Source organism: Serratia sp. P2ACOL2 (assembly GCF_003691565.1).
In the GTDB taxonomy this organism is placed as follows: domain Bacteria; phylum Pseudomonadota; class Gammaproteobacteria; order Enterobacterales; family Enterobacteriaceae; genus Serratia; species Serratia liquefaciens.
The window spans coordinates 5,399,348-5,418,213 of sequence record NZ_CP033162.1 but is presented as its reverse complement, the minus strand read 5'-3'; the positions used below and the strand labels follow the sequence as shown (position 1 = coordinate 5,418,213).

Annotated in this window: 18 protein-coding genes; 11 read left to right on the top strand and 7 right to left on the bottom strand. The window is 56.6% G+C overall.

The features are described from left to right. Positions 1-14: 14 nt before the first annotated feature. Positions 15-2,003, bottom strand: coding sequence for an autotransporter outer membrane beta-barrel domain-containing protein (locus EBA31_RS25955; protein WP_122080505.1), 1,989 nt, complete (start codon positions 2,001-2,003; stop codon positions 15-17). A 197-nt stretch (positions 2,004-2,200) separates the two neighbouring features. Between EBA31_RS25955 and EBA31_RS25950 the strand changes: the two genes are divergently transcribed. The 8 genes from EBA31_RS25950 to ghrB all read left to right on the top strand — a co-directional run bounded on the left by EBA31_RS25950 (position 2,201) and on the right by ghrB (position 9,707). Beyond that, entirely contained in the window at positions 2,201-2,767 is a 567-nt protein-coding gene (locus tag EBA31_RS25950) for a DNA-3-methyladenine glycosylase I (protein WP_020824660.1), read from the top strand. Continuing rightward, entirely contained in the window at positions 2,764-3,198 is a 435-nt protein-coding gene (locus EBA31_RS25945) for an N-acetyltransferase (protein ID WP_170868541.1), read from the top strand. Before EBA31_RS25950 ends, EBA31_RS25945 begins: the two co-directional genes overlap by 4 nt. 267 nt (positions 3,199-3,465) lie before the next feature. Continuing rightward, positions 3,466-4,128, top strand: coding sequence for an OmpA family lipoprotein (locus tag EBA31_RS25940; RefSeq protein WP_020824658.1), 663 nt, complete (start codon positions 3,466-3,468; stop codon positions 4,126-4,128). A gap of 146 nt (positions 4,129-4,274) precedes the next feature. After that, the gene (locus EBA31_RS25935; RefSeq protein ID WP_122080504.1) at positions 4,275-5,291 is read left to right on the top strand and encodes a LacI family DNA-binding transcriptional regulator; all 1,017 of its coding nucleotides are present in this window, start codon (positions 4,275-4,277) and stop codon (positions 5,289-5,291) included. Positions 5,292-5,474: 183 nt separating this feature from the next. After that, on the top strand, positions 5,475-6,227 hold the full coding sequence (locus EBA31_RS25930) for a sugar phosphate isomerase/epimerase (protein WP_122080503.1): 753 nt from the start codon (positions 5,475-5,477) through the stop codon (positions 6,225-6,227). A 5-nt stretch (positions 6,228-6,232) separates the two neighbouring features. Further along, positions 6,233-7,192 (top strand): sugar kinase, encoded by a 960-nt coding sequence (locus EBA31_RS25925; RefSeq protein WP_122080502.1) that lies wholly within the window; start codon positions 6,233-6,235, stop codon positions 7,190-7,192. 109 nt (positions 7,193-7,301) lie between these two features. Next, on the top strand, positions 7,302-8,570 hold the full coding sequence (locus EBA31_RS25920; protein ID WP_020824654.1) for an MFS transporter: 1,269 nt from the start codon (positions 7,302-7,304) through the stop codon (positions 8,568-8,570). A 162-nt stretch (positions 8,571-8,732) separates the two neighbouring features. Continuing rightward, a complete protein-coding gene (gene ghrB, locus EBA31_RS25915) occupies positions 8,733-9,707 on the top strand; it encodes a glyoxylate/hydroxypyruvate reductase GhrB (RefSeq protein ID WP_122080501.1) in 975 nt (324 codons plus the stop codon). A gap of 47 nt (positions 9,708-9,754) precedes the next feature. Here ghrB and EBA31_RS25910 read toward each other — a convergent pair whose 3' ends face one another. Together EBA31_RS25910 and EBA31_RS25905 are read right to left on the bottom strand one after the other, a co-directional pair. Next, complete coding sequence (locus EBA31_RS25910; protein ID WP_020824652.1) at positions 9,755-10,042, bottom strand: type II toxin-antitoxin system RelE/ParE family toxin; 288 nt, start codon at positions 10,040-10,042, stop codon at positions 9,755-9,757. Beyond that, positions 10,032-10,280, bottom strand: a complete 249-nt coding sequence (locus EBA31_RS25905; protein ID WP_012004528.1) for a CopG family ribbon-helix-helix protein — start codon at positions 10,278-10,280, stop codon at positions 10,032-10,034. Before EBA31_RS25905 ends, EBA31_RS25910 begins: the two co-directional genes overlap by 11 nt. Before the next feature lie 186 nt (positions 10,281-10,466). Between EBA31_RS25905 and EBA31_RS25900 the strand changes: the two genes are divergently transcribed. Both EBA31_RS25900 and EBA31_RS25895 read left to right on the top strand, forming a co-directional pair. Continuing rightward, positions 10,467-12,536: an alpha-amylase gene (locus EBA31_RS25900; protein ID WP_122080500.1), complete on the top strand. Its 2,070-nt coding sequence runs from the start codon at positions 10,467-10,469 to the stop codon at positions 12,534-12,536. A 134-nt stretch (positions 12,537-12,670) separates the two neighbouring features. Continuing rightward, the gene (locus EBA31_RS25895; RefSeq protein ID WP_122080692.1) at positions 12,671-13,924 is read left to right on the top strand and encodes a valine--pyruvate transaminase; all 1,254 of its coding nucleotides are present in this window, start codon (positions 12,671-12,673) and stop codon (positions 13,922-13,924) included. 36 nt (positions 13,925-13,960) lie between these two features. On the opposite strand, the gene EBA31_RS25890 is transcribed toward EBA31_RS25895, so the two are convergent. The 3 genes from EBA31_RS25890 to ibpA form a co-directional block, all read right to left on the bottom strand. Further along, the gene (locus EBA31_RS25890; protein WP_020824648.1) at positions 13,961-15,619 is read right to left on the bottom strand and encodes a putative transporter; all 1,659 of its coding nucleotides are present in this window, start codon (positions 15,617-15,619) and stop codon (positions 13,961-13,963) included. Positions 15,620-15,843: 224 nt separating this feature from the next. Then, positions 15,844-16,272 carry a small heat shock chaperone IbpB gene (gene ibpB, locus EBA31_RS25885; protein WP_020824647.1) on the bottom strand — a complete coding sequence of 143 codons (429 nt, stop codon included), beginning with the start codon at positions 16,270-16,272 and terminating at the stop codon, positions 15,844-15,846. Positions 16,273-16,400: 128 nt separating this feature from the next. Then, positions 16,401-16,814, bottom strand: coding sequence for a small heat shock chaperone IbpA (gene ibpA, locus EBA31_RS25880; RefSeq protein WP_020824646.1), 414 nt, complete (start codon positions 16,812-16,814; stop codon positions 16,401-16,403). A gap of 303 nt (positions 16,815-17,117) precedes the next feature. Here ibpA and EBA31_RS25870 point away from each other — a divergent pair, with 303 nt between their 5' ends. After that, positions 17,118-17,462: a YceK/YidQ family lipoprotein gene (locus EBA31_RS25870; RefSeq protein ID WP_041414075.1), complete on the top strand. Its 345-nt coding sequence runs from the start codon at positions 17,118-17,120 to the stop codon at positions 17,460-17,462. A gap of 36 nt (positions 17,463-17,498) precedes the next feature. Here the strand turns inward: EBA31_RS25870 and EBA31_RS25865 are convergent, their stop codons facing one another. After that, positions 17,499-18,779, bottom strand: a complete 1,281-nt coding sequence (locus EBA31_RS25865; protein ID WP_122080499.1) for a DUF3748 domain-containing protein — start codon at positions 18,777-18,779, stop codon at positions 17,499-17,501. Positions 18,780-18,866 lie beyond the last annotated feature (87 nt).

The window sequence follows — 18,866 nt, the reverse complement described above, 5'->3', positions numbered from 1 at the left end:
TCGGGCATCGACACTCAAAAACGGGCGCTGACCCCGACGTTATACATAAACTGTTCGCCACTGCTCAGGCCGCCGGTCTGAGAAACGGTGGCGAACGCCGCCACCTGATCGGTCAACGGCATATTCGCCCCCAGCGTCACATCCACCCAGTTTTTATCCTGGCTGGCGCTGTCGCGAGTGAACGAGGTCTGCGTGGACTTCAGGCCACCGCCGGCACGGTAAACGTCATCACCAAACTGATGCTGATAGCTCACCTCGGCATAGGGATTAAACAGGCCGAACTTGCTGTCCAACCGCCAACCTAACGCACCGATCTGCGAATGGTAGGTCTGATCGTTAAAGCGCATGGCGGTGCTGTCATTGCCGTCTTCGCTGTAACCGGAGACGTTGCTGTAATCCCAGGCAAACTGTGCCATCGGTCCGGTGGTCAGGTAAGAGGTGACGGGGAAATCGTAACCGGCGGTGATCCGCGCTCCCCATTGCTTGCCGTCGGTGCTGCCGGTTTCGGTACGGGTTAACGCCCCAAGCTGCATGCTGCGGCGAATATCATCGTAATTCATCGTCGCATAGTGCAAATCGGCATTCACCCAACCGTTTTCAAACAGATCAAGGGCGGTAAAGGCGGAAAATAACAGGCCACGCGCTTTGTAGTCGTAGCGGCTGGAGGGCTGTTGATCGTCATTGGAGCCGGAAATCAGCGCGCCGATCAGCCAGCCGTCGGTCAACTGGTAATCCACCCCTACCGTCAGATTATGAGTAGTGGCATTGCCGTCGCCCGCCGCCAGATTGGAAGAATAATCATAGTGTTGCCCGGCATAGCCTCCGAACACGCCCAGCGATCCTTGCGGGTTTTCGCCACTGCGCAGCTGTTGAAAACGGCTGTCGAGGGTAGCACGGCTGTCACGCGCCATGGCCGCCGTCGCCTGATTCAGCGCCACCACCTGCGCAGGTCCGTCGAGCACCGCCTGAATGTAATCGGCAATCAACAGATGCGCCAGCGGGCTGGGGTGGAAATGGTCGGCGAACAGGTAGGCCTGGCTGCTATCAAAACCCGGCATGGTAGAACGACACACCGCAGAGGAGACGCCCGGCGGACAGGCCATGCCTGCGGTATTGGTAAAGCCAAACTGCGCCGGGTTGGCAATCGCCTCGCCAAACAGTTTGTTCACGTCAACCCGGACGATGTTCCCGCCCCCCTGCGCCAGCAGGTGGTCTTCGCTTTGGTTATAGAAATCGGTCAGTTGTGCCGCCTGCGCGCTGAGGCTGTCATAGGCTGCTATCAGCTGTGCGGCAATCGCCTGCTGCACCTGGGGGATCGCGCTGCCCTGCGCCGCTGCCGCCGTCAGGGCCCGGTGGATAGCCTCGGTACGCGAAGCGTTATCCGGCGTGGCCAGCGAATTCAGGGTGGCGTAGGCCGCCTGAACCGCTGCGTTTTGCACCGGCGTCAACGCCTGCTGGATGATCAGCTCCATCAACTGCGGCGTGGAACCAATATTCGGCACCGTCGGCACGATCACCGTACCGGCACCGGCATTCAGCAATGAATGAACCTGCGCGGCCGCCGCCGCTGCGCTGTTGTAGGCTACGCCCGGCGCGGTCGTCGGGTTTAATGCCGCCGCCGCCAGGTCGTTGCCGCCAATCCAGTGTATATACAGGCCATCGCCGTCAGCCCGTCCATTGACCTGACCGAGGTAGCTCTGCACCTGATCCTGCGTATTGTCCGCCGGGTTGAGCGCCGGCACCGCCACGCCCCCGCCGGCGGCGTAGTTATTGCCACCATCGTCCGAAGCCACTAACGCCGCGCCGATGCGTTGCGCCAGTACTTCGTCGTATAACAGATGTTTATTGCTGTCGTAGGTAAAGCGGCCATTGTTGCCGGTATCGCTCAGACTGTCACCGAAGACGTAGAGTTGGTCATAAGCCAGCACCGGGGTCGTCATACTGCATAATATCGCCACTGCAAGCACCGCCGGGCGGGGCAGACAGGTTATTTTAAGAGGCATGAATAGACTCCTGAGAGCCAGCAAATGAAGGAAAATACGTTTTTATCATTGGCCTTTTTACCTGCCGGCCATCTAGTAAATATTGCTGGCTTTTCCCCCACGTCAAGCCGACTGATGATAAAACAATCAGGGGCTTGCCAAGTTCACCACTTCAGGTAATGATTACTGTAAATAAACACAGCACAAGGACAGTCAGTATGGCCAATGAACGTTGCGGTTGGGTGACGGCGGATCCGTTATATCTCGAGTATCACGACAAGGAATGGGGCGCACCAACCACCGATGCGCGCGAGCTGTTTGAAATGCTATGCCTTGAAGGCCAGCAGGCCGGGCTGTCCTGGATCACCGTGCTGAAAAAGCGTGAGAATTACCGGCGCGCCTTCCACAATTTTGATCCGCTGCGCGTGGCCGCTATCGATGAACAAGAGATAGCCGCGCTGTTGCAAGACAGCGGCATTATTCGCCACCGGGGCAAAATTGAAGCCATCATCGCCAATGCCAAAGCCTATCTGGCCATGGAAGCGGCCGGGGAAGATTTTGTCACTTTCATCTGGTCATTTGTCGACGGCGAACCGCAGCTCAACAGTTGGCAGCAACTGAACCAGGTGCCGGCGAAAACCGAACGCTCGGACGCGATGTCCAAGGCACTGAAAAAACGCGGCTTCAAATTTATCGGCTCCACCACCTGTTACGCCTTTATGCAGGCCAGCGGGCTGGTGAACGATCATCTCACAGGATGCCTCTGCTACCCAAAGCCGCAGTGATCCGCCCCTGCCACCCGGCAGATATGGAGCGGTTAATGGCCTTGTGGTTGCCGAGCACCATTGCTGCGCATCCGTTCGTCAAGGAAAGCTACTGGCAAGAAAGCGCGACGCTGGTGCGGGAAAACTATCTGCCGCGAGCGCAAAGCTGGGCCTATTGGCATCAAGGGGAAATCGTCGGGTTTATCAGCGTGTTGGATCAACGCTTTATTGGCGCACTGTTCGTTGAACAGGCCTTTCACGGCCATGGCGTAGGACAGGCGCTGATGGCGCACGTACAACAGCGCTATCCCCAGCTAAGCCTGGAGGTGTATGAGCAAAACCTGCGCGCCTGCGCGTTCTACCACAAGCTGGGGTTTCAGGTGACGCAGCGTCTGTTTAACGAAGAAACTCAGGCCTATACCTTAATCATGAACTGGCCGTCCGCAGTTTAAATCTTGTCACTTCCGGCTAAAAAAGGCGCATCCCGCACCGGGATGCGTTCAATTCAGAATCCGCTGCATGGTATTCCCTCGCTTTTTGCCGGATAACAGGCTCAAGCCCGTTATCCGCTTATATTTTGTCACGTTTTTTTCCGGAACTGCCGGAAAGTATCCGCGTCATAGTAGCGCCTCGGCACGTCTTGGCATGCCGACAACGGTTTTTTAGCGCACCCAAATTGGATTGGCGCACCCAGATTCTGATGCCACAAAGGAAAAAAGATGAAAAAACGCATTGCGATTATTGCCGGCGCGGTGAGCGTGGCGCTCACGCTGTCAGCCTGTACCACCAACCCGTACACCGGGGAATCCGAAGCCGGTAAATCCGGGATTGGCGCAGGCCTGGGCGCCGCGCTGGGTGCCGGCGTTGGCGTGCTGTCCTCGTCGAAAAAAGACCGCGGCAAAGGCGCACTGATCGGCGCAGCGGCAGGTGCAGCATTGGGCGGTGGTGCCGGCTATTACATGGACGTGCAGGAAGCCAAGCTGCGCGACAAAATGAAAGGCACCGGCGTCAGCGTTACCCGTCAGGGCGACAATATCGTGCTGAACATGCCGAACAATGTCACCTTTGACAGCAGCAGCGCCACCCTTAAACCGGCGGGTGCCAACACCCTGACCGGCGTTGCCATGGTACTGAAGGAATACCCGAAAACGGCGGTTAACGTGGTCGGCTACACCGACAGCACCGGCTCCCGTTCACTGAACATGACCCTGTCGCAGCAACGTGCCGACGGCGTTGGCAGCGCATTAATCACCCAGGGCGTGGCGGCTAACCGCATTCGCACCACAGGAGCCGGTCCGGACAATCCGATCGCTTCCAACAGCACGGCAGAAGGCAAGGCGCAAAACCGTCGCGTCGAGATCACCCTCAGCCCACTGCAATAATCCCGTGCGGGGCACAACGCCCCGCCATTTTTATCCTGTCGATCCTCTTCCCGTATCCCATTCAACATTCCCGGCTATACATTCTGTGTGATAGTCTCCTTGGCAATTAACCTCAGGGGAGATCGGTTGTGAGCAGTGTTAAGGCAATGCGCGCCTCGGGGCGGGCCACCATCAGCGATGTGGCGAAAACCGCCAAGACCGGTAAAACCAGCGTATCGCGCTACTTGAATGGTGAGCAGCACCTGCTTTCTGACGATCTCAAACAGCGCATCGAGCAGGCTATCCTCCAGCTCGACTACCGTCCAAGCCAGATGGCGCGGAGCCTGAAAGGCGGACAGACGCGGCTGATTGGCCTGATCATCGCCGATATAACCAACCCCTATTCGGTGGACGTCATGCGCGGCATCGAAGCCGCCTGCCGTCAGCACGGCTTTACCCTGCTGGTGTGTAACACCAACAACGAGGTCAATCAGGAACAGCACTACCTGCAACTGCTCAGCAGCTACCGGGTAGAGGGCATTGTGGTCAACGCCGTCGGTATGCGCGAAGAGGCGTTATCGACGCTGCAACAGTCCATGCTGCCGATGGTACTGATCGACCGAAAAATTCATGATTTCGCCTGCGATGTGGTGGGCCTCAACAACCACGAAGCCGCCACGACCGCCACGGAACACCTGCTGCAACAAGGTTTCGAAGCCATTCTGTTTCTCAGCGAGCCCATTGGCACGGTCAATACCCGTCTGGAACGGCTGCACGCGTTTAACCAAACCATGGCGCAACATGTCGGGCTGTTGGCCGAACAGGCTGAAGTCCCGCTGAACGACGTCAAGCTTCTGGAAGAAGTGCTCGGCGATTTTAATACCCGCCATCGCGGCATGCGCAAAGCGGTGATTTCCGCCAACGGTGCGCTGACGCTGCAGGTAGCGCGCGCCATGCGTCGACTGGGTATCCAATGGGGCAGCGATATAGGCCTGCTGGGCTTTGACGAACTGGAATGGGCCGAACTGGCCGGCGTGGGCATCACCACGCTGAAACAGCCGACCTATCAGATGGGCCACGCCGCGCTAGAGCAACTGGTGCAACGCATTCAGGGTCTGGATACCCCCATCAGCGAGCAGATGTTCCCCGGTGAACTGATCGTGCGCGGCTCCACCACCAGATAGTCCCCTTCTTTCCCGCTCAGGGCGCGACATACGGCGCCCCAGCCAGCTTCTACCCAGACTATTTTTTGCTCATGTTCGTGATTGCGATCATATTTTTACACTCTGTCGCTTTCGTCTGGAACCGGTACCATTTAACGTGTGGTTAACAGCAGCGGTGGGATAACGCCACCTCAGGAGCAAAAAATGACAAGAGAAATTATCGTGGTGACCGGTGCCTACGGCACCGATACCGTCCAACAGCTCGGCGGCCAGGCCGCATTATTGCCGATCATTGCCGATGCCGGCGCCGACGGTGTAGAGATCCGCCGCGAACTGTTTTCTGCCCAGGAGCTGGAAAACCTGCCGGCACTGGCTCAGGCCATCGAACAACAGCAGCTGTTTGCCGTTTACTCTGCGCCTGAGGCTCTGTTCACTCCACAACATACGCTCAACCCGAACCTGCCGGCACTGCTGGCGGAAGCCCAAACGCTAAACGCGCGTCAGTTGAAACTCTCGCTTGGCCATTACCAGCCGGGCTTCGACTTTACCGAACTGAAAGTGGCACTGGAGCAACATCCAGTCAGCCTGGTGGTAGAGAACGATCAAACGCCTGACTGCGGGATTTTGTCGCTGCTCAACGCCTTTTTCCACGCCGCAGAAGATAACCGTCTGCCGGTCAGCATGACGTTCGACATGGCCAACTGGCACTGGGTGGGACAAGACGCCTTCACCGCCGCCGAGCGTCTGGCCCGCCACGTCAGCTACGTTCACGTTAAAGCCGCCACTCATAGCCTGAAAGGCTGGCGTGCCGTGGCGCTGGATGACAGCGACGGCAAATGGCGCGATCTGTTGACTCGCCTGCCGCTGGACGCACCACGCGGCATTGAATTCCCACTGCAAGGTGAGAGTCTGGAAGACGTGACCCGCTACTACGTTAACCTTTTGCGCGCGGAGTAAACATCATGACAACGCTGACTACCGCGCATCGCGCGCAACTGGACGTCGTCACTCTGGGTGAAGCCATGGCAATGTTCGTGGCAACCCAAACCGGCGACCTGGCGGAAGTGGACAACTTCACCAAACGCATTGCTGGCGCCGAGCTGAACGTCGCGATCGGCCTGGCTCGCCTGGGGCTGAACGTCGGCTGGGTCAGCCGCGTCGGCAACGACACTTTCGGCCGCTTCACCCTGCAGCAGTTGAAAAAAGAAGGCATCAACGCCCAGCAAGTGACGGTAGATGCTAATTATCCGACCGGTTTTCAGATCAAATCTAAAACCACCGATGGTACCGATCCCAGTGTTGAGTATTTCCGCAAGGGCTCGGCGGCCAGTCACCTGTCGGTCGACGACTTCAACCGCGATTACTTCGGTTCCGCACGCCATCTGCACCTGAGCGGCGTGGCGGCGGCGCTGTCCGGTCAATCGCTGGCGCTGTGTAACCACGCGGCGCGCGAGATGCGGGCGATGGGAAAAACCATTTCATTTGATCCCAATCTGCGCCCGGTGTTGTGGTCCAGCCAGCAGGTGATGATCGAGCAGTTGAACAAGCTGGCGTTTGCCGCCGATTGGGTGCTGCCGGGGCTGAAAGAAGGGCAAATTCTTACCGGCCAGTCGACACCGGAAGGGATTGCCGATTTTTATCTGGAACGTGGCGTACAGGCGGTGATCATTAAAACCGGCCCGGACGGCGCCTGGTTTAAAACCGCAGCGGGCGATCAGGCGGCGGTAGCCGCAATTAAAGTCAGCAATGTGGTGGATACCGTAGGTGCAGGAGACGGCTTTGCCGTCGGGACCATCAGCGCCCTGCTGGAAGGCAAAACGCTGAAACAGGCGGTGCAACGCGGCAATAAAATCGGCTCGCTGGCCATTCAGGCCATCGGCGACAGCGAAGGGTTGCCGACCCGCGCGGCACTGGCTGAATAAATATAACAAAACAATATCAGTTAATAGCCTTCTCCGAACGGCTGATGTCTCTGGCCCTACAACCAGATCCGCCGGGAGAGCACCACGACACCACTGAAGGAATCTGAACATGACCAAAGCGACTATCGCGGCTAAACGCTGGTGGTACATCATGCCCATCGTGTTTATCACCTACAGCCTGGCCTATCTCGACCGAGCCAACTTCAGCTTTGCCTCGGCGGCTGGCATCAATGACGATCTGGGCATCACCAAAGGCATGTCATCGCTGCTGGGCGCGCTGTTTTTCCTCGGCTATTTCTTTTTCCAAATCCCGGGGGCGATCTATGCCGAACGCCGCAGCGTTAAAAAACTGATTTTCTGGTGCCTGATCCTGTGGGGCGCCTGCGCCTCGCTGACCGGCATGGTCAGCAATATCCCGATGTTGGCGGCCATCCGTTTTATCCTCGGCGTGGTGGAAGCCGCGGTGATGCCGGCAATGCTGATTTACATCAGCAACTGGTTCACCAAGTCCGAACGTTCGCGTGCCAATACCTTCCTGATCCTCGGTAACCCCGTCACCGTGCTGTGGATGTCGGTGGTTTCCGGCTACCTGATCCATGCCTACGGCTGGCGTGAAATGTTCATCTTTGAAGGCATTCCGGCGGTGATCTGGGCCTTCTGTTGGTGGGTGCTGGTCAAAGACAAACCGGCGCAGGCCAAATGGTTAAGCGATGACGAAAAGCTGGCCCTGCAGCAGCAGTTGGAAGAAGAGCAGAAAGGCATCAAGGCGGTGCGTAACTACAGCGAAGCCTTCCGCTCACGCAACGTGATCCTGCTTTGCGTCCAGTACTTCGCCTGGAGCATTGGCGTGTATGGCTTCGTGCTGTGGTTGCCTTCTATCCTGCGCAGCGGCATGGAAATGGGCATGGTGGAGGCCGGCTGGCTGTCGGCGGTACCTTACCTGGCGGCGACCATCGCCATGATCCTGGTGTCCTGGGCTTCGGACAAAATGCAAAACCGTAAGCTGTTCGTCTGGCCACTGCTGCTGATTGGCGCGCTGGCGTTCTTTGGTTCTTATGCCGTAGGCGCCAACCATTTCTGGATCTCTTATGCCCTGCTGGTGATTGCCGGTGCGGCAATGTACGCCCCTTACGGGCCGTTCTTCGCCATCATTCCCGAGATGCTGCCGAAAAACGTCGCCGGCGGTGCCATGGCATTGATCAACAGCATGGGTGCGCTGGGTTCCTTCTTCGGTTCCTGGTTCGTCGGTTACCTCAACGGCGCAACCGGCAGCCCGGCAGCTTCGTATATGTTTATGGCCATTGCGCTGCTGGTGGCCGTGGTGGTGACGCTGATCGTCAAGCCCGCTCGCAACGAGGCTCACCCACAACTGGCTTAGTCTCGTTATAATTTATTTTCTGTTGAATATACCCAATGGATTTCAGGCTGCAGCCAGGCGACAAACGAACTTCCCCCAGTGACTTAAGTAAGTCACTGGGGGAAGTTCGAGCAGTTAACAACGCTGCAGTCTGAAAGACGAAGGGTATTGCTGGAGTAAGTGATGAAGCCTTCTATCGTGTTATACAAAAGCATTCCCACCGATCTGCGTGAACGACTGGAACAGCACTTCACCGTGCATGCCTTCAACGGGCTAAACCCGGAAAACCGCGATGAGTTGCGCCAGGCGCTGCAACAGGCAGAAGGGATCATCGGTTCCGGCGGCAAAATTGATGAGGCTTTCTTGCAGCAGGCCCCCAAACTGCGCGCGGCTTCAACCATTTCCGTCGGTTACGATAATTTCGACGTTGGCGCGCTTAATGCCCATAACGTGCTGCTGATGCACACCCCAACCGTGCTGACTGAAACCGTCGCCGACACCATCATGAGCCTGGTTTTGGCGACAGCTCGTCGCGTGGTAGAAGTAGCCGAACGAGTGAAGGCCGGCGAATGGCAAGGCAGCATCGGGGCAGACTGGTTTGGCGTTGACGTGCACCACAAAACTATCGGCATCCTCGGCATGGGTCGTATTGGTCTGGCGCTGGCGCAACGCGCTCATTTCGGCTTCGGCATGCCGGTGCTGTATAACGCCCGCCGCACTCATGAAGAAGCAGAGCAGCGTTTTAATGCCCGCCGCTGTGACCTGGATACCCTGTTGGCCGAATCCGATTTCATCTGCATTACGCTGCCGCTGACCGACGAAACTTTCCATATGATCAGCCGTGACCAACTGGCGAAGATGAAAAAGAGCGGTATTCTGATCAACGCCGGCCGTGGTCCGGTGGTGGATGAAGCGGCACTGGTTGAGGCGCTGAAAAACGGCACTATTCATGCCGCCGGGCTGGACGTGTTCGAACAGGAACCGCTGCCGGTATCTTCACCGCTGTTGACGTTGCCGAACGTAGTAGCGCTGCCGCATATCGGTTCTGCGACCCATGAGACCCGTTATGGCATGGCCGCCTGCGCCGTGGACAACCTGATCGCCGCGCTGACCGGCAAGGTCACAGAAAACTGCGTTAACCCGCAGCTGTTGAAGTAGTAACTTTCATGGGTGCCAGTAAGCAAGAAACTGGCATCCATGCAAAATCACCAACACCTTTTGGGCGGACGCCTGCGCATATGAAATATTCTCAGGATATGTATTTCATTGTTTTTAATTCTGTACGGGATCAGGTACGGGAAGGTTTTCATCACAATTTCCCGGGTGCCCATCACCCTGCCTGCCCTGCCGAGGGCCGGGTTTGAAACCAGCAAATTCACTAAGCGAAAAACCTCCCTGGCAAACTCTGTCGCAACCTGAGGACTCTCTTGATAAAACCAATCATATTCGTCATCAAAATTGCTTGCGGCTTTCCTTAGCCATTTAATTTTCATCGTTAACAATCACCCCCATCTTCTTGAAGCGGGCTTCCATTTCATCGTCAGAAACAAAATCTCCCTGATCCGCCTCAATAATTGCCTGCTGAGTTTCAGCAATTTGCCAGGCTTCACGGTTAATAAAATCTCGGATGGCCTGCCCGGCCAAAAACGATTTAGTCCTGCCGGTCGCTTTGGCCAAAGCTTCGAGCTGCTCACTGAGATCTTCCGATAGTCGAACGGACATCACGCTCATAGATCACCTCACACTACAATGTATACATTGTAATATAGATTAAAAAATCACCGGATAACAGCCTCACCTCCCCCTGCCTTCTCCTCCCCGAAAATCTCGCGCCGGGATGAGGCTATTTTTTCATCGTTCGTCACACTGGGCGTTACCCTACGATAAAAACGCTTCCTGCCACGCGTAAGGAGAGCCATGAAACGCCTGACCCTTCCCCTGCTGATGCTGCTGTCGCCTGCGGCAATGGCAAACTGGACGCTGCAAAGCTTCCCAGCCTTTGACGGTACTTCCGCCGACGGCTTGTTCACCAGCCACGCCACGCTGCCCAAAGGCGAACTGCCACTGAAAATTTACCAAGACCAGCAATGCTGGCAGCCAACTGCGCCGGTCAAACTGAACCAGACGTTGTCACTGCAACCCTGCGGCGATAACCCGCCGGTTAACTGGCGGCTGTTCCGCACCGGGGAATATCAGGTGCGCATCGACACGCGCAGCGGCACGCCGACGTTACAACTCAGTCTGAAAACCGCAGCGGAAATCGCCACTGCCGCCGCCACGCGCACCTGCCAACGCTGGGACGGTAAACCGATCACCCTTGACGTCGCGGCAACCTTTGACGAAGGCGAATTGGTACGCGATTTCTATTCAGGCCAAACGGCAAAGGTCAGCCAGGGCAAAATCACCCTGCAACCCGCCGTCGGTAGCGGTGGATTGCTGTTGTTGGAATCTGCCGATAGCGAAAAACCGGCGCCCTTCAATTGGCACAACGCCACGGTGTATTTTGCCCTTACCGATCGCTTTGAGAACGGCAACCCGGCCAACGACCACAGCTACGGACGCCGCAGCGACGGCATGCAGGAGATCGGCACCTTCCACGGCGGCGATCTGGCTGGCCTGACGAACAAACTGGATTATTTGCAACAGCTTGGCGTCAATGCGCTGTGGATCAGTTCGCCGCTGGAGCAAATCCACGGTTGGGTCGGCGGCGGCACCAAAGGAGACTTCCCGCATTACGCTTACCACGGCTATTACGCGCTGGACTGGACCCGACTCGATGCCAATATGGGCAGCGAGCAAGACCTGCGCACGCTGGTCGATCAGGCGCACCAACGCGGTATCCGCATTCTGTTTGACGTGGTAGTGAATCACGTCGGCTACGCCACGCTGGCAGATATGCAGACCTTCCAATTCGGTTCGCTGTATCTGAAGGAGGAAGAAATCGAAAAAACGTTGGGTAAACATTGGGGCGACTGGCGACCAGGCCCAGGTCAAAACTGGCACAGCTTCAACGATTACATCAACTTCAGCGATAAAGCGGGCTGGAGTTCATGGTGGGGCAAAAACTGGATCCGTACCGATATCGGTGACTACGATCCACCCGGCTATAACGATCTCACCATGTCGCTGGCTTTCCTTCCGGACATCAAAACTGAAGCGCCCGGAGCCAGTGGTCTGCCCCTGTTTTACCGCCATAAACCCGATACCGCCGCGCGGGAGATTCCCGGCGCCACCACACGCGACTACCTGACCACCTGGCTTAGCCAGTGGGTACGTGACTATGGCATTGACGGTTTTCGCGTCGACACCGCCAAGCACGTAGAAAAACCAACGCTGGCGCTATTGAAACAGCGCGCCACCGCAGCTCTGGCAGAGTGGAAAGCCGCCCATCCACAACAGGCGCTGGATGATGCTCCTTTCTGGATGACCGGCGAAGCCTGGGGCCATGGCGTGATGAAAAGCGACTATTACCAGAACGGCTTCGACGCGATGATCAATTTTGACTTCCAGGATCAGGCTTCCCAGGCCTTGGCTTGCTTCTCCAACATCGATGCCACCTACCGACAGATGGCTGACAAGCTGCAGGATTTCAACGTGTTGAGCTACATCTCCTCGCACGATACCCGGCTGTTCTTTGCCAGCGATGCTAAAGGGTCGCTAACGCTGCAGCAGCGCGCTGCCGATCTGTTGCTGTTGGCACCCGGTGCGGTGCAGATTTACTACGGCGATGAAAGCGGCCGTGATCTAGGCCCTGCCGGCTCAGATCCGTTGCAGGGTACCCGTTCCGATATGAACTGGGCCGAGTTGCAGGGTAGCAAAGCTCCTCTGTTGGCACACTGGCAGCGGCTGGGTCAATTCCGCGCTCGTCACCCGGCGATCGGTGCCGGCACACAGCAGTCGCAGCAAACGGCACACTACTATGCTTTCAGCCGTCGGCTCGGCGACGATAAAGTGATGGTGGCCTGGGTCGGCGATCGGTCACAATAATTCAGAGAGATATGCTGCTAAAAAACCATCGGGTGAAGTTTACTCCCGGTGGTTGTTTTATGAACCGCATTGCACCGGAAATTGTCTGGCGGTATGGTGGGGTATTACCTGCTAAAAACAATACAGTTGCACCTATGACTTTTTCACTTTTCGGCGACAAATTTACCCGTTACGCGGGCATTACCCGTTTAATGGATGACCTGAACGAAGGCCTGCGCACCCCCGGTGCCATCATGCTCGGCGGCGGTAATCCGGCGCAAATTCCAGAGATGGAAAGCTACTTCAAACAACTGTGCCAGGACATGCTCGATCAGGGCAAACTGACCGAGGCGCTGTGTAACTATGACGGCCCGCAGGGCAAAGACGCCCTGCTGAAAGCGCTGGCTAATTTGCTGCGCGATGAGCTGGGCTGGCAGATCTCGCCACAGAACATTGCACTGACAAATGGCAGCCAGAGCGCGTTTTTCTACTTGTTTAACCTGTTTGCCGGGCGCTATGCCGACGGCAGCCGTCGCCGCGTGCTGTTTCCGTTGGCGCCGGAATATATCGGCTATGCCGATGCCGGGTTGGACGAGGGGCTGTTTGTTTCGGCCAAGCCCAACATTGAGCTGCTGCCGGAAGGTCAGTTCAAGTATCACGTTGACTTCGAACATCTGAATATCGGCGACGATATCGGCATGATCTGCGTGTCGCGCCCAACCAACCCGACCGGTAACGTGATCACCGACGAAGAGCTGATGAAACTCGATCGGCTGGCGCAGCAGCGCAATATCCCGCTGGTGATCGATAACGCTTACGGCGTGCCCTTCCCCGGCATTATCTTCAGCGACGCTACGCCGCTGTGGAACCCGAACATTATCCTGTGCATGAGCCTGTCGAAACTTGGCCTGCCCGGCTCGCGCTGCGGCATCGTGATTGCCGATGAGAAAACCATCGGTGCCCTGACCAATATGAACGGCATTATCAGCTTGTCGCCAGGCAGCATGGGGCCGGCCATGGCAACGGAAATGATCGAACGTGGCGACCTGTTGCGACTGTCAAACGAGGTGATTCGTCCGTTCTACAAGCAGCGCGTCGAGCAAGCTATCGGCATTATCCGCCGCTATCTGTCGCCGGAACGCTGCCTGATCCATAAACCGGAAGGGGCGATTTTCCTGTGGTTATGGTTCAAGGATCTGCCGATCACCACCGAGCTGCTGTATCAGCGCCTGAAAAAGCGCGGCGTGCTGATGGTGCCAGGCCACTACTTCTTCCCGGGGCTGGAGCATGAATGGCCGCATACTCATCAGTGCATGCGGATGAACTACGTGCCGGATCCGGAGAAAATTGAACGTGGCGTGGCGATACTGGCGGAAGAGATCGAGCGTGCTCACCAGGAAGCGGGCTGATTTGAATAAGGGGCGCTCAGACAGCGCCCCAAAGCCTTACATTGCCCAGAACAGCACCGCCAGCAGCTGCGGCGACATGATGCGCAGGAACATCGCCAACGGATATACCGTGGCGTAAGACAGCGCGGCAGCGCCGCTGGTCGGGTGCAGACCGTTAGCAAAGGCCAGCGCTGGCGGATCGGTCATTGAACCTGCCAGCATGCCGGACAGCGTCAAATAATTCATCTTACCCACCATCCGCGCCAATACGCCAACGCTGAGCAACGGAATTGCAGTGATCAGTGCACCGTAACCAATCCACGCCAACCCTTCGCCATTAATCAGGGTATCGACAAAGTTGCCGCCCGACTTCAGCCCCACCACCGCCAGAAATAGCACGATACCCAGTTCACGCAACGCCAGGTTAGCGCTGGGCGGCATAAACCAATACAGCTTGCCAATGCTACCGATACGCCCGAGTATCAAGGCCGCAACCAGCGGTCCACCGGCCAGGCCCAAGCGCAACGCAGCGGGAAAACCCGGAATAAACAGCGGCACAGATCCCAACAGTACCCCCAAACCGATACCGATAAACACCGGCAGCATTTGCACCTGCTGCAGCTTCTGTTGGGCATTGCCGACAATGGCCGCCACCGCCTCGATGGACTCCGGGCGGCCAACCAGATTGAGGATGTCGCCGAATTGCAGCGTTACATTGCTGCCTGCCACAAGTTCAACCCCCGCGCGGTTGAGGCGCGAGATCACCACGTCGTACTTTTGCTTCAGGTTCAGATCGCGGATTTTGCTGCCCAAAACTTTCTCATTGGTCACCACCGCCCTCACCACCTGCAGTTCCGTCCCCCGCGTTGACAGCGAGACGTCGACCTCTTCGCCAATCACCAACCGCGCATTTTCCAGACTTTCGCGTTTGCCCACCAGATGCAGATAGTCGCCCAGCTCCAGCCTCTCGAGCGGCGCCGGTACCATCAGCAACTCACCACGTTTCAGGCGTGAACAGATAATATCCTCACCGTTCAGCAGCGGCACATTCTTGATCGCCATCCCTTGCAGGTTCGGGTTACGCACCGCGATATTCATGGTTTGCAGCAGCTCGCGCTGGTTGCCCAGGCTGCTTTCAAAAGCCTGAGCCTCCCGTTCGATATTGATGCGGAAAAACAGGCGTATCAGCCACATCACCAGCAGAATGCCGCAGATACCGAACGGATAGGCCATAGCATAGCCCATCCCCATGCGATCGACCATTGCCGGATCTGAGCCCAAATCGGTAAGAATTTGCTGCCCGGCGCCGAGTGCGGGAGTATTGGTGACGGCACCGGAGAACACGCCAAGAATGATCGGCAGCGGGACGTCAAACAGCTTGTGAACCACCGCCGCGACCACCCCGCCCACCAGCACCAGCAAAATGGCGAAGCCGTTGAGCCGCAACCCGGATACCCGCAAGGAAGAGAAGAAACCGGGCCCGACCTGAATACCTATGGTGTAAACGAACAGGATCAGGCCAAATTCCTGAATGAAGTGCAGCATGTCGCCATTCAGACTGAGCTGCCAACTCTGGGCGAAATGCCCGACGATAATGCCGCCAAACAACACCCCGCCAATCCCCAACCCAACCCCATACAGCTTCCAGTTACCCATCCACAGCCCGAGAACGGCCACCAACGCCAACATACTGACGGTCAGGGCGATTTCGCTCATAGGTCACATCCTTGCCAGAAGTTTAACAACCGGTTTGCGGTCAAAGTCACACAATTAACAGGGATTTTGGCATAGGTAGGAAAACGCGACTGTGGGTTAAGCCACATAATGCAACGGGGGAAGCCCGTTTGGACTTCCCCCGTGGATACCTTTCCTCTTTCAGGCCGCCGTACGAACCTCTGCGGCCTGAAATGCATAGGTAAAACTATCAATTTTTCAAAGCGTTATTTTGATTCCAACCCCGGCGTGGTGCCGATGGCGATACGCTGTGGCTGCAGAGCTTCTGGGACATGACGCACCAGATCGATATGCAGCAGACCGTTTTCAAACTTGGCCTCAGAGACCTGCAGGTGTTCAGCCAGCGTGAAGGTCAGGTTGAAGTCTTTGAACACCAACCCCTGATGCAGATATTCCACCTGTTTTTCTGGCGGTGTCGGCTTGCCACGTACGGTCAGGCGTGGGCCTTCTACTTCAATATCCAGCTCACTTTGTTTAAACCCGGCTAACGCCAGAGAAATGCGGTAATGGTTGTCGTCGCTTTTCTCAATGTTGTAAGGCGGGAACCCCTGTGGCTCCTGGCCGCCCATTGAACTGGCCAGTTTGTCGAAACCAATCCACTGACGAAGCAAAGGTGAAAGATCGTAATTACGCATGATGTAAACTCCTTCTATGAAGCGAGATTTTACCCGTAGCTTGAAATTCATAGGGTAAATTAAGGTATGCCCCCTGTCGGCAGGCATTAACATTTCACCAGCGAGACGTTTCGCCGATGAAATATGAATTATTTAATTTCTATACGACGCGGTTTTAATGTTTCCGGTACCAGGCGTTCCATATCGATATACAGCAACCCGTTTTCCAGTTTGGCGCCTTTAATTTGGATATGCTCGGCCAACTGGAATTTACGTTCAAAGTTTCGCTCGGCAATACCTTGATATAAGTAGGTTCTTTCCGCTGGATCGTTATTATGAGCGCCTCGGATTATCAGCAGATTATCCTGAGTGGTGATCTCCAGCTCCTGTTCGGCAAATCCGGCCACCGCGATCGCAATGCGGTAATGATTTTCATCGACCAGCTCAACGTTATAGGGTGGATAACCGCCATTGCTTTGGCTCTGACCTGCCTCCAACGCATTAAACAAACGGTCAAACCCAATAGCGGAACGGTAAAGCGGTGAAAGATCAAAGTTACGCATAAAACAGCCTCCTAAGGCACTTCAGCGAGGTTGAATAATTAAGCCTTCCATCATGGACAGACTAAATAGCCAGAATTCCCTTACGGCAAATTCTTAATTTGGCCTTGATAAGAAAATGGGGGTCGCTTTCACCATTTCAACCGCCCACGATCAAAAAAATGACAATCAGTTCGGCGAAAGTTTTTTTATCCCTTACAATAAAGTGAGACAACCGCCACAGAGCGGGTCCTTGCTCCTTTTAAAACATCCAGAGGATGTTATAGATCAGCAGATTTTGGGGAACAGCACCCTGCAGGATGGAAAATGAAAACGATAAGAGTCATAGCAACCAGTTGCATGCTGTTAGCGACCAACGGCTGCTCCAGCGTAATGAGCCATACCGGCCCTAATCAGGGTTACTATCCTGGCACCCGTGCCAGCGTGGATATGCTGAAGGACGACAATACCAGCTGGGCAATGATGCCGCTGGTGGCGTTGGACCTGCCATTCTCGGCGGTGATGGATACCGTATTACTGCCTTACGACTACATGCGCTCCGGCAGCGACAGTACCGCGGACTCACCTAAAGCGCGTATTTTGCGCGGCGAAGAGCAGAACCTGGCCGCCAGCGGCGATCCGGCCCATGCCGCTACGACCACACCCCAGTAAAATATTCTGATGCGGGCTTCTCGCCCGCACCCTCGATCAGGCTTCAACCACAAAAATCTGGCTGAATCCGTCGACCTCGCGCATAAAGGCCACTTTGTTTCCATCCGGTGAAAATACGATAGCATCGCCCGATGGCGGTAGCGCCGTCCGCTGAGTCAGGCGCTGCATGCGGCCGCTGGCCACCTCGCACAGCATCAGGCTGTTGTCACACACCAGCGCAATCCGCCCCCCCTGTGGGTGCCAACTGAACGCCGATTCGATCCCCTGTTCACCACGAGTGACCTGCCGCGGTTCACCGCCGTTTGGCGAAACCGTCCACAGCTGTACCACACCCGCATCATCCTTCATTAAACAGGCAATCATGCTGCCATCGGGCGAGCTGCGCAGCCAGTGACGTGGGGCGGTTACCACGCCTGGATAACGACGCTCGCCGGTAAAGGTCAACCGCCGTTGTTGCACGCCCAGCGGTGGCGCAGGCAAGCTGTTTGCGGTCCCCTGCAGTGGCCGGGAACCTGCCCTGGCGTAATCCGCGTCATCCTGCGGCAAATCCACAATGAATACTTCCGGCAACTTTTCACCGTGATGAGAAAGAGTGTCGCCGATAAATGCCAGCGCCCAGCGCTGCTGACGCCCATCGGGCCGTACATAGCCCCTTTGCCCGACCCAGCCCTCTTCATAGGCGCGGTTAATCTGATCGCTGCCGGGTTGGGGTTGTGGCGTGGTCTCGCTCACCAGCACGCAGTAATGGCTGCCGTCATATTCACGAGGATGCTGCTTCGGCGGGTTCACTCCCTGTAACGGTACGGCCACGCCAACGTTACGCAGGTCCTGCGCCCGATCCAGTTCGTGCATGACGTGGTCGTTATAGGTAAAGCTCAGGCGGCTGCCGTCCGGGCTGAACACGTGTACGTGAGTGCCGCCACGCAGTGCACCCGGCGTATAAGGGGGAGTGATGTCCATCGCATCAAGGGTAATGGCCAGCTCACGGTCGGGTTCGCTGACGATCACCCCGCGGCGATGGTGAAAATCGTAATGCCAGACGCTGTCCGGGTGTTCAGGCCCATGAATGAAAGCATAGCGGGCGGGTTCATCCGGGCTGACGGTCACTACACCAACGTGGGCGCCCTGTTGGGCGCGATACACGACTTCGACTACGCCGGTATCGACATTCACCCGCTCGATGCTCAGACCGGTGAAGGAGGCACCGTTCGGGCGTACGTCGTAAGCCAGCCACTGGCTGTCCGGCGTCCAGACATTAATATTGGTTAACTGATGCCCACGTGGGTCAAAAGTCAGCTGTTTTTCCCGATGGCTCATGGCGGCTCCCCTGCGCATGCTGGCACTGAGCCGCCATCTTACCGGATCACCCGACGCGTTTCACATCACCCATCGACATACTCTCCC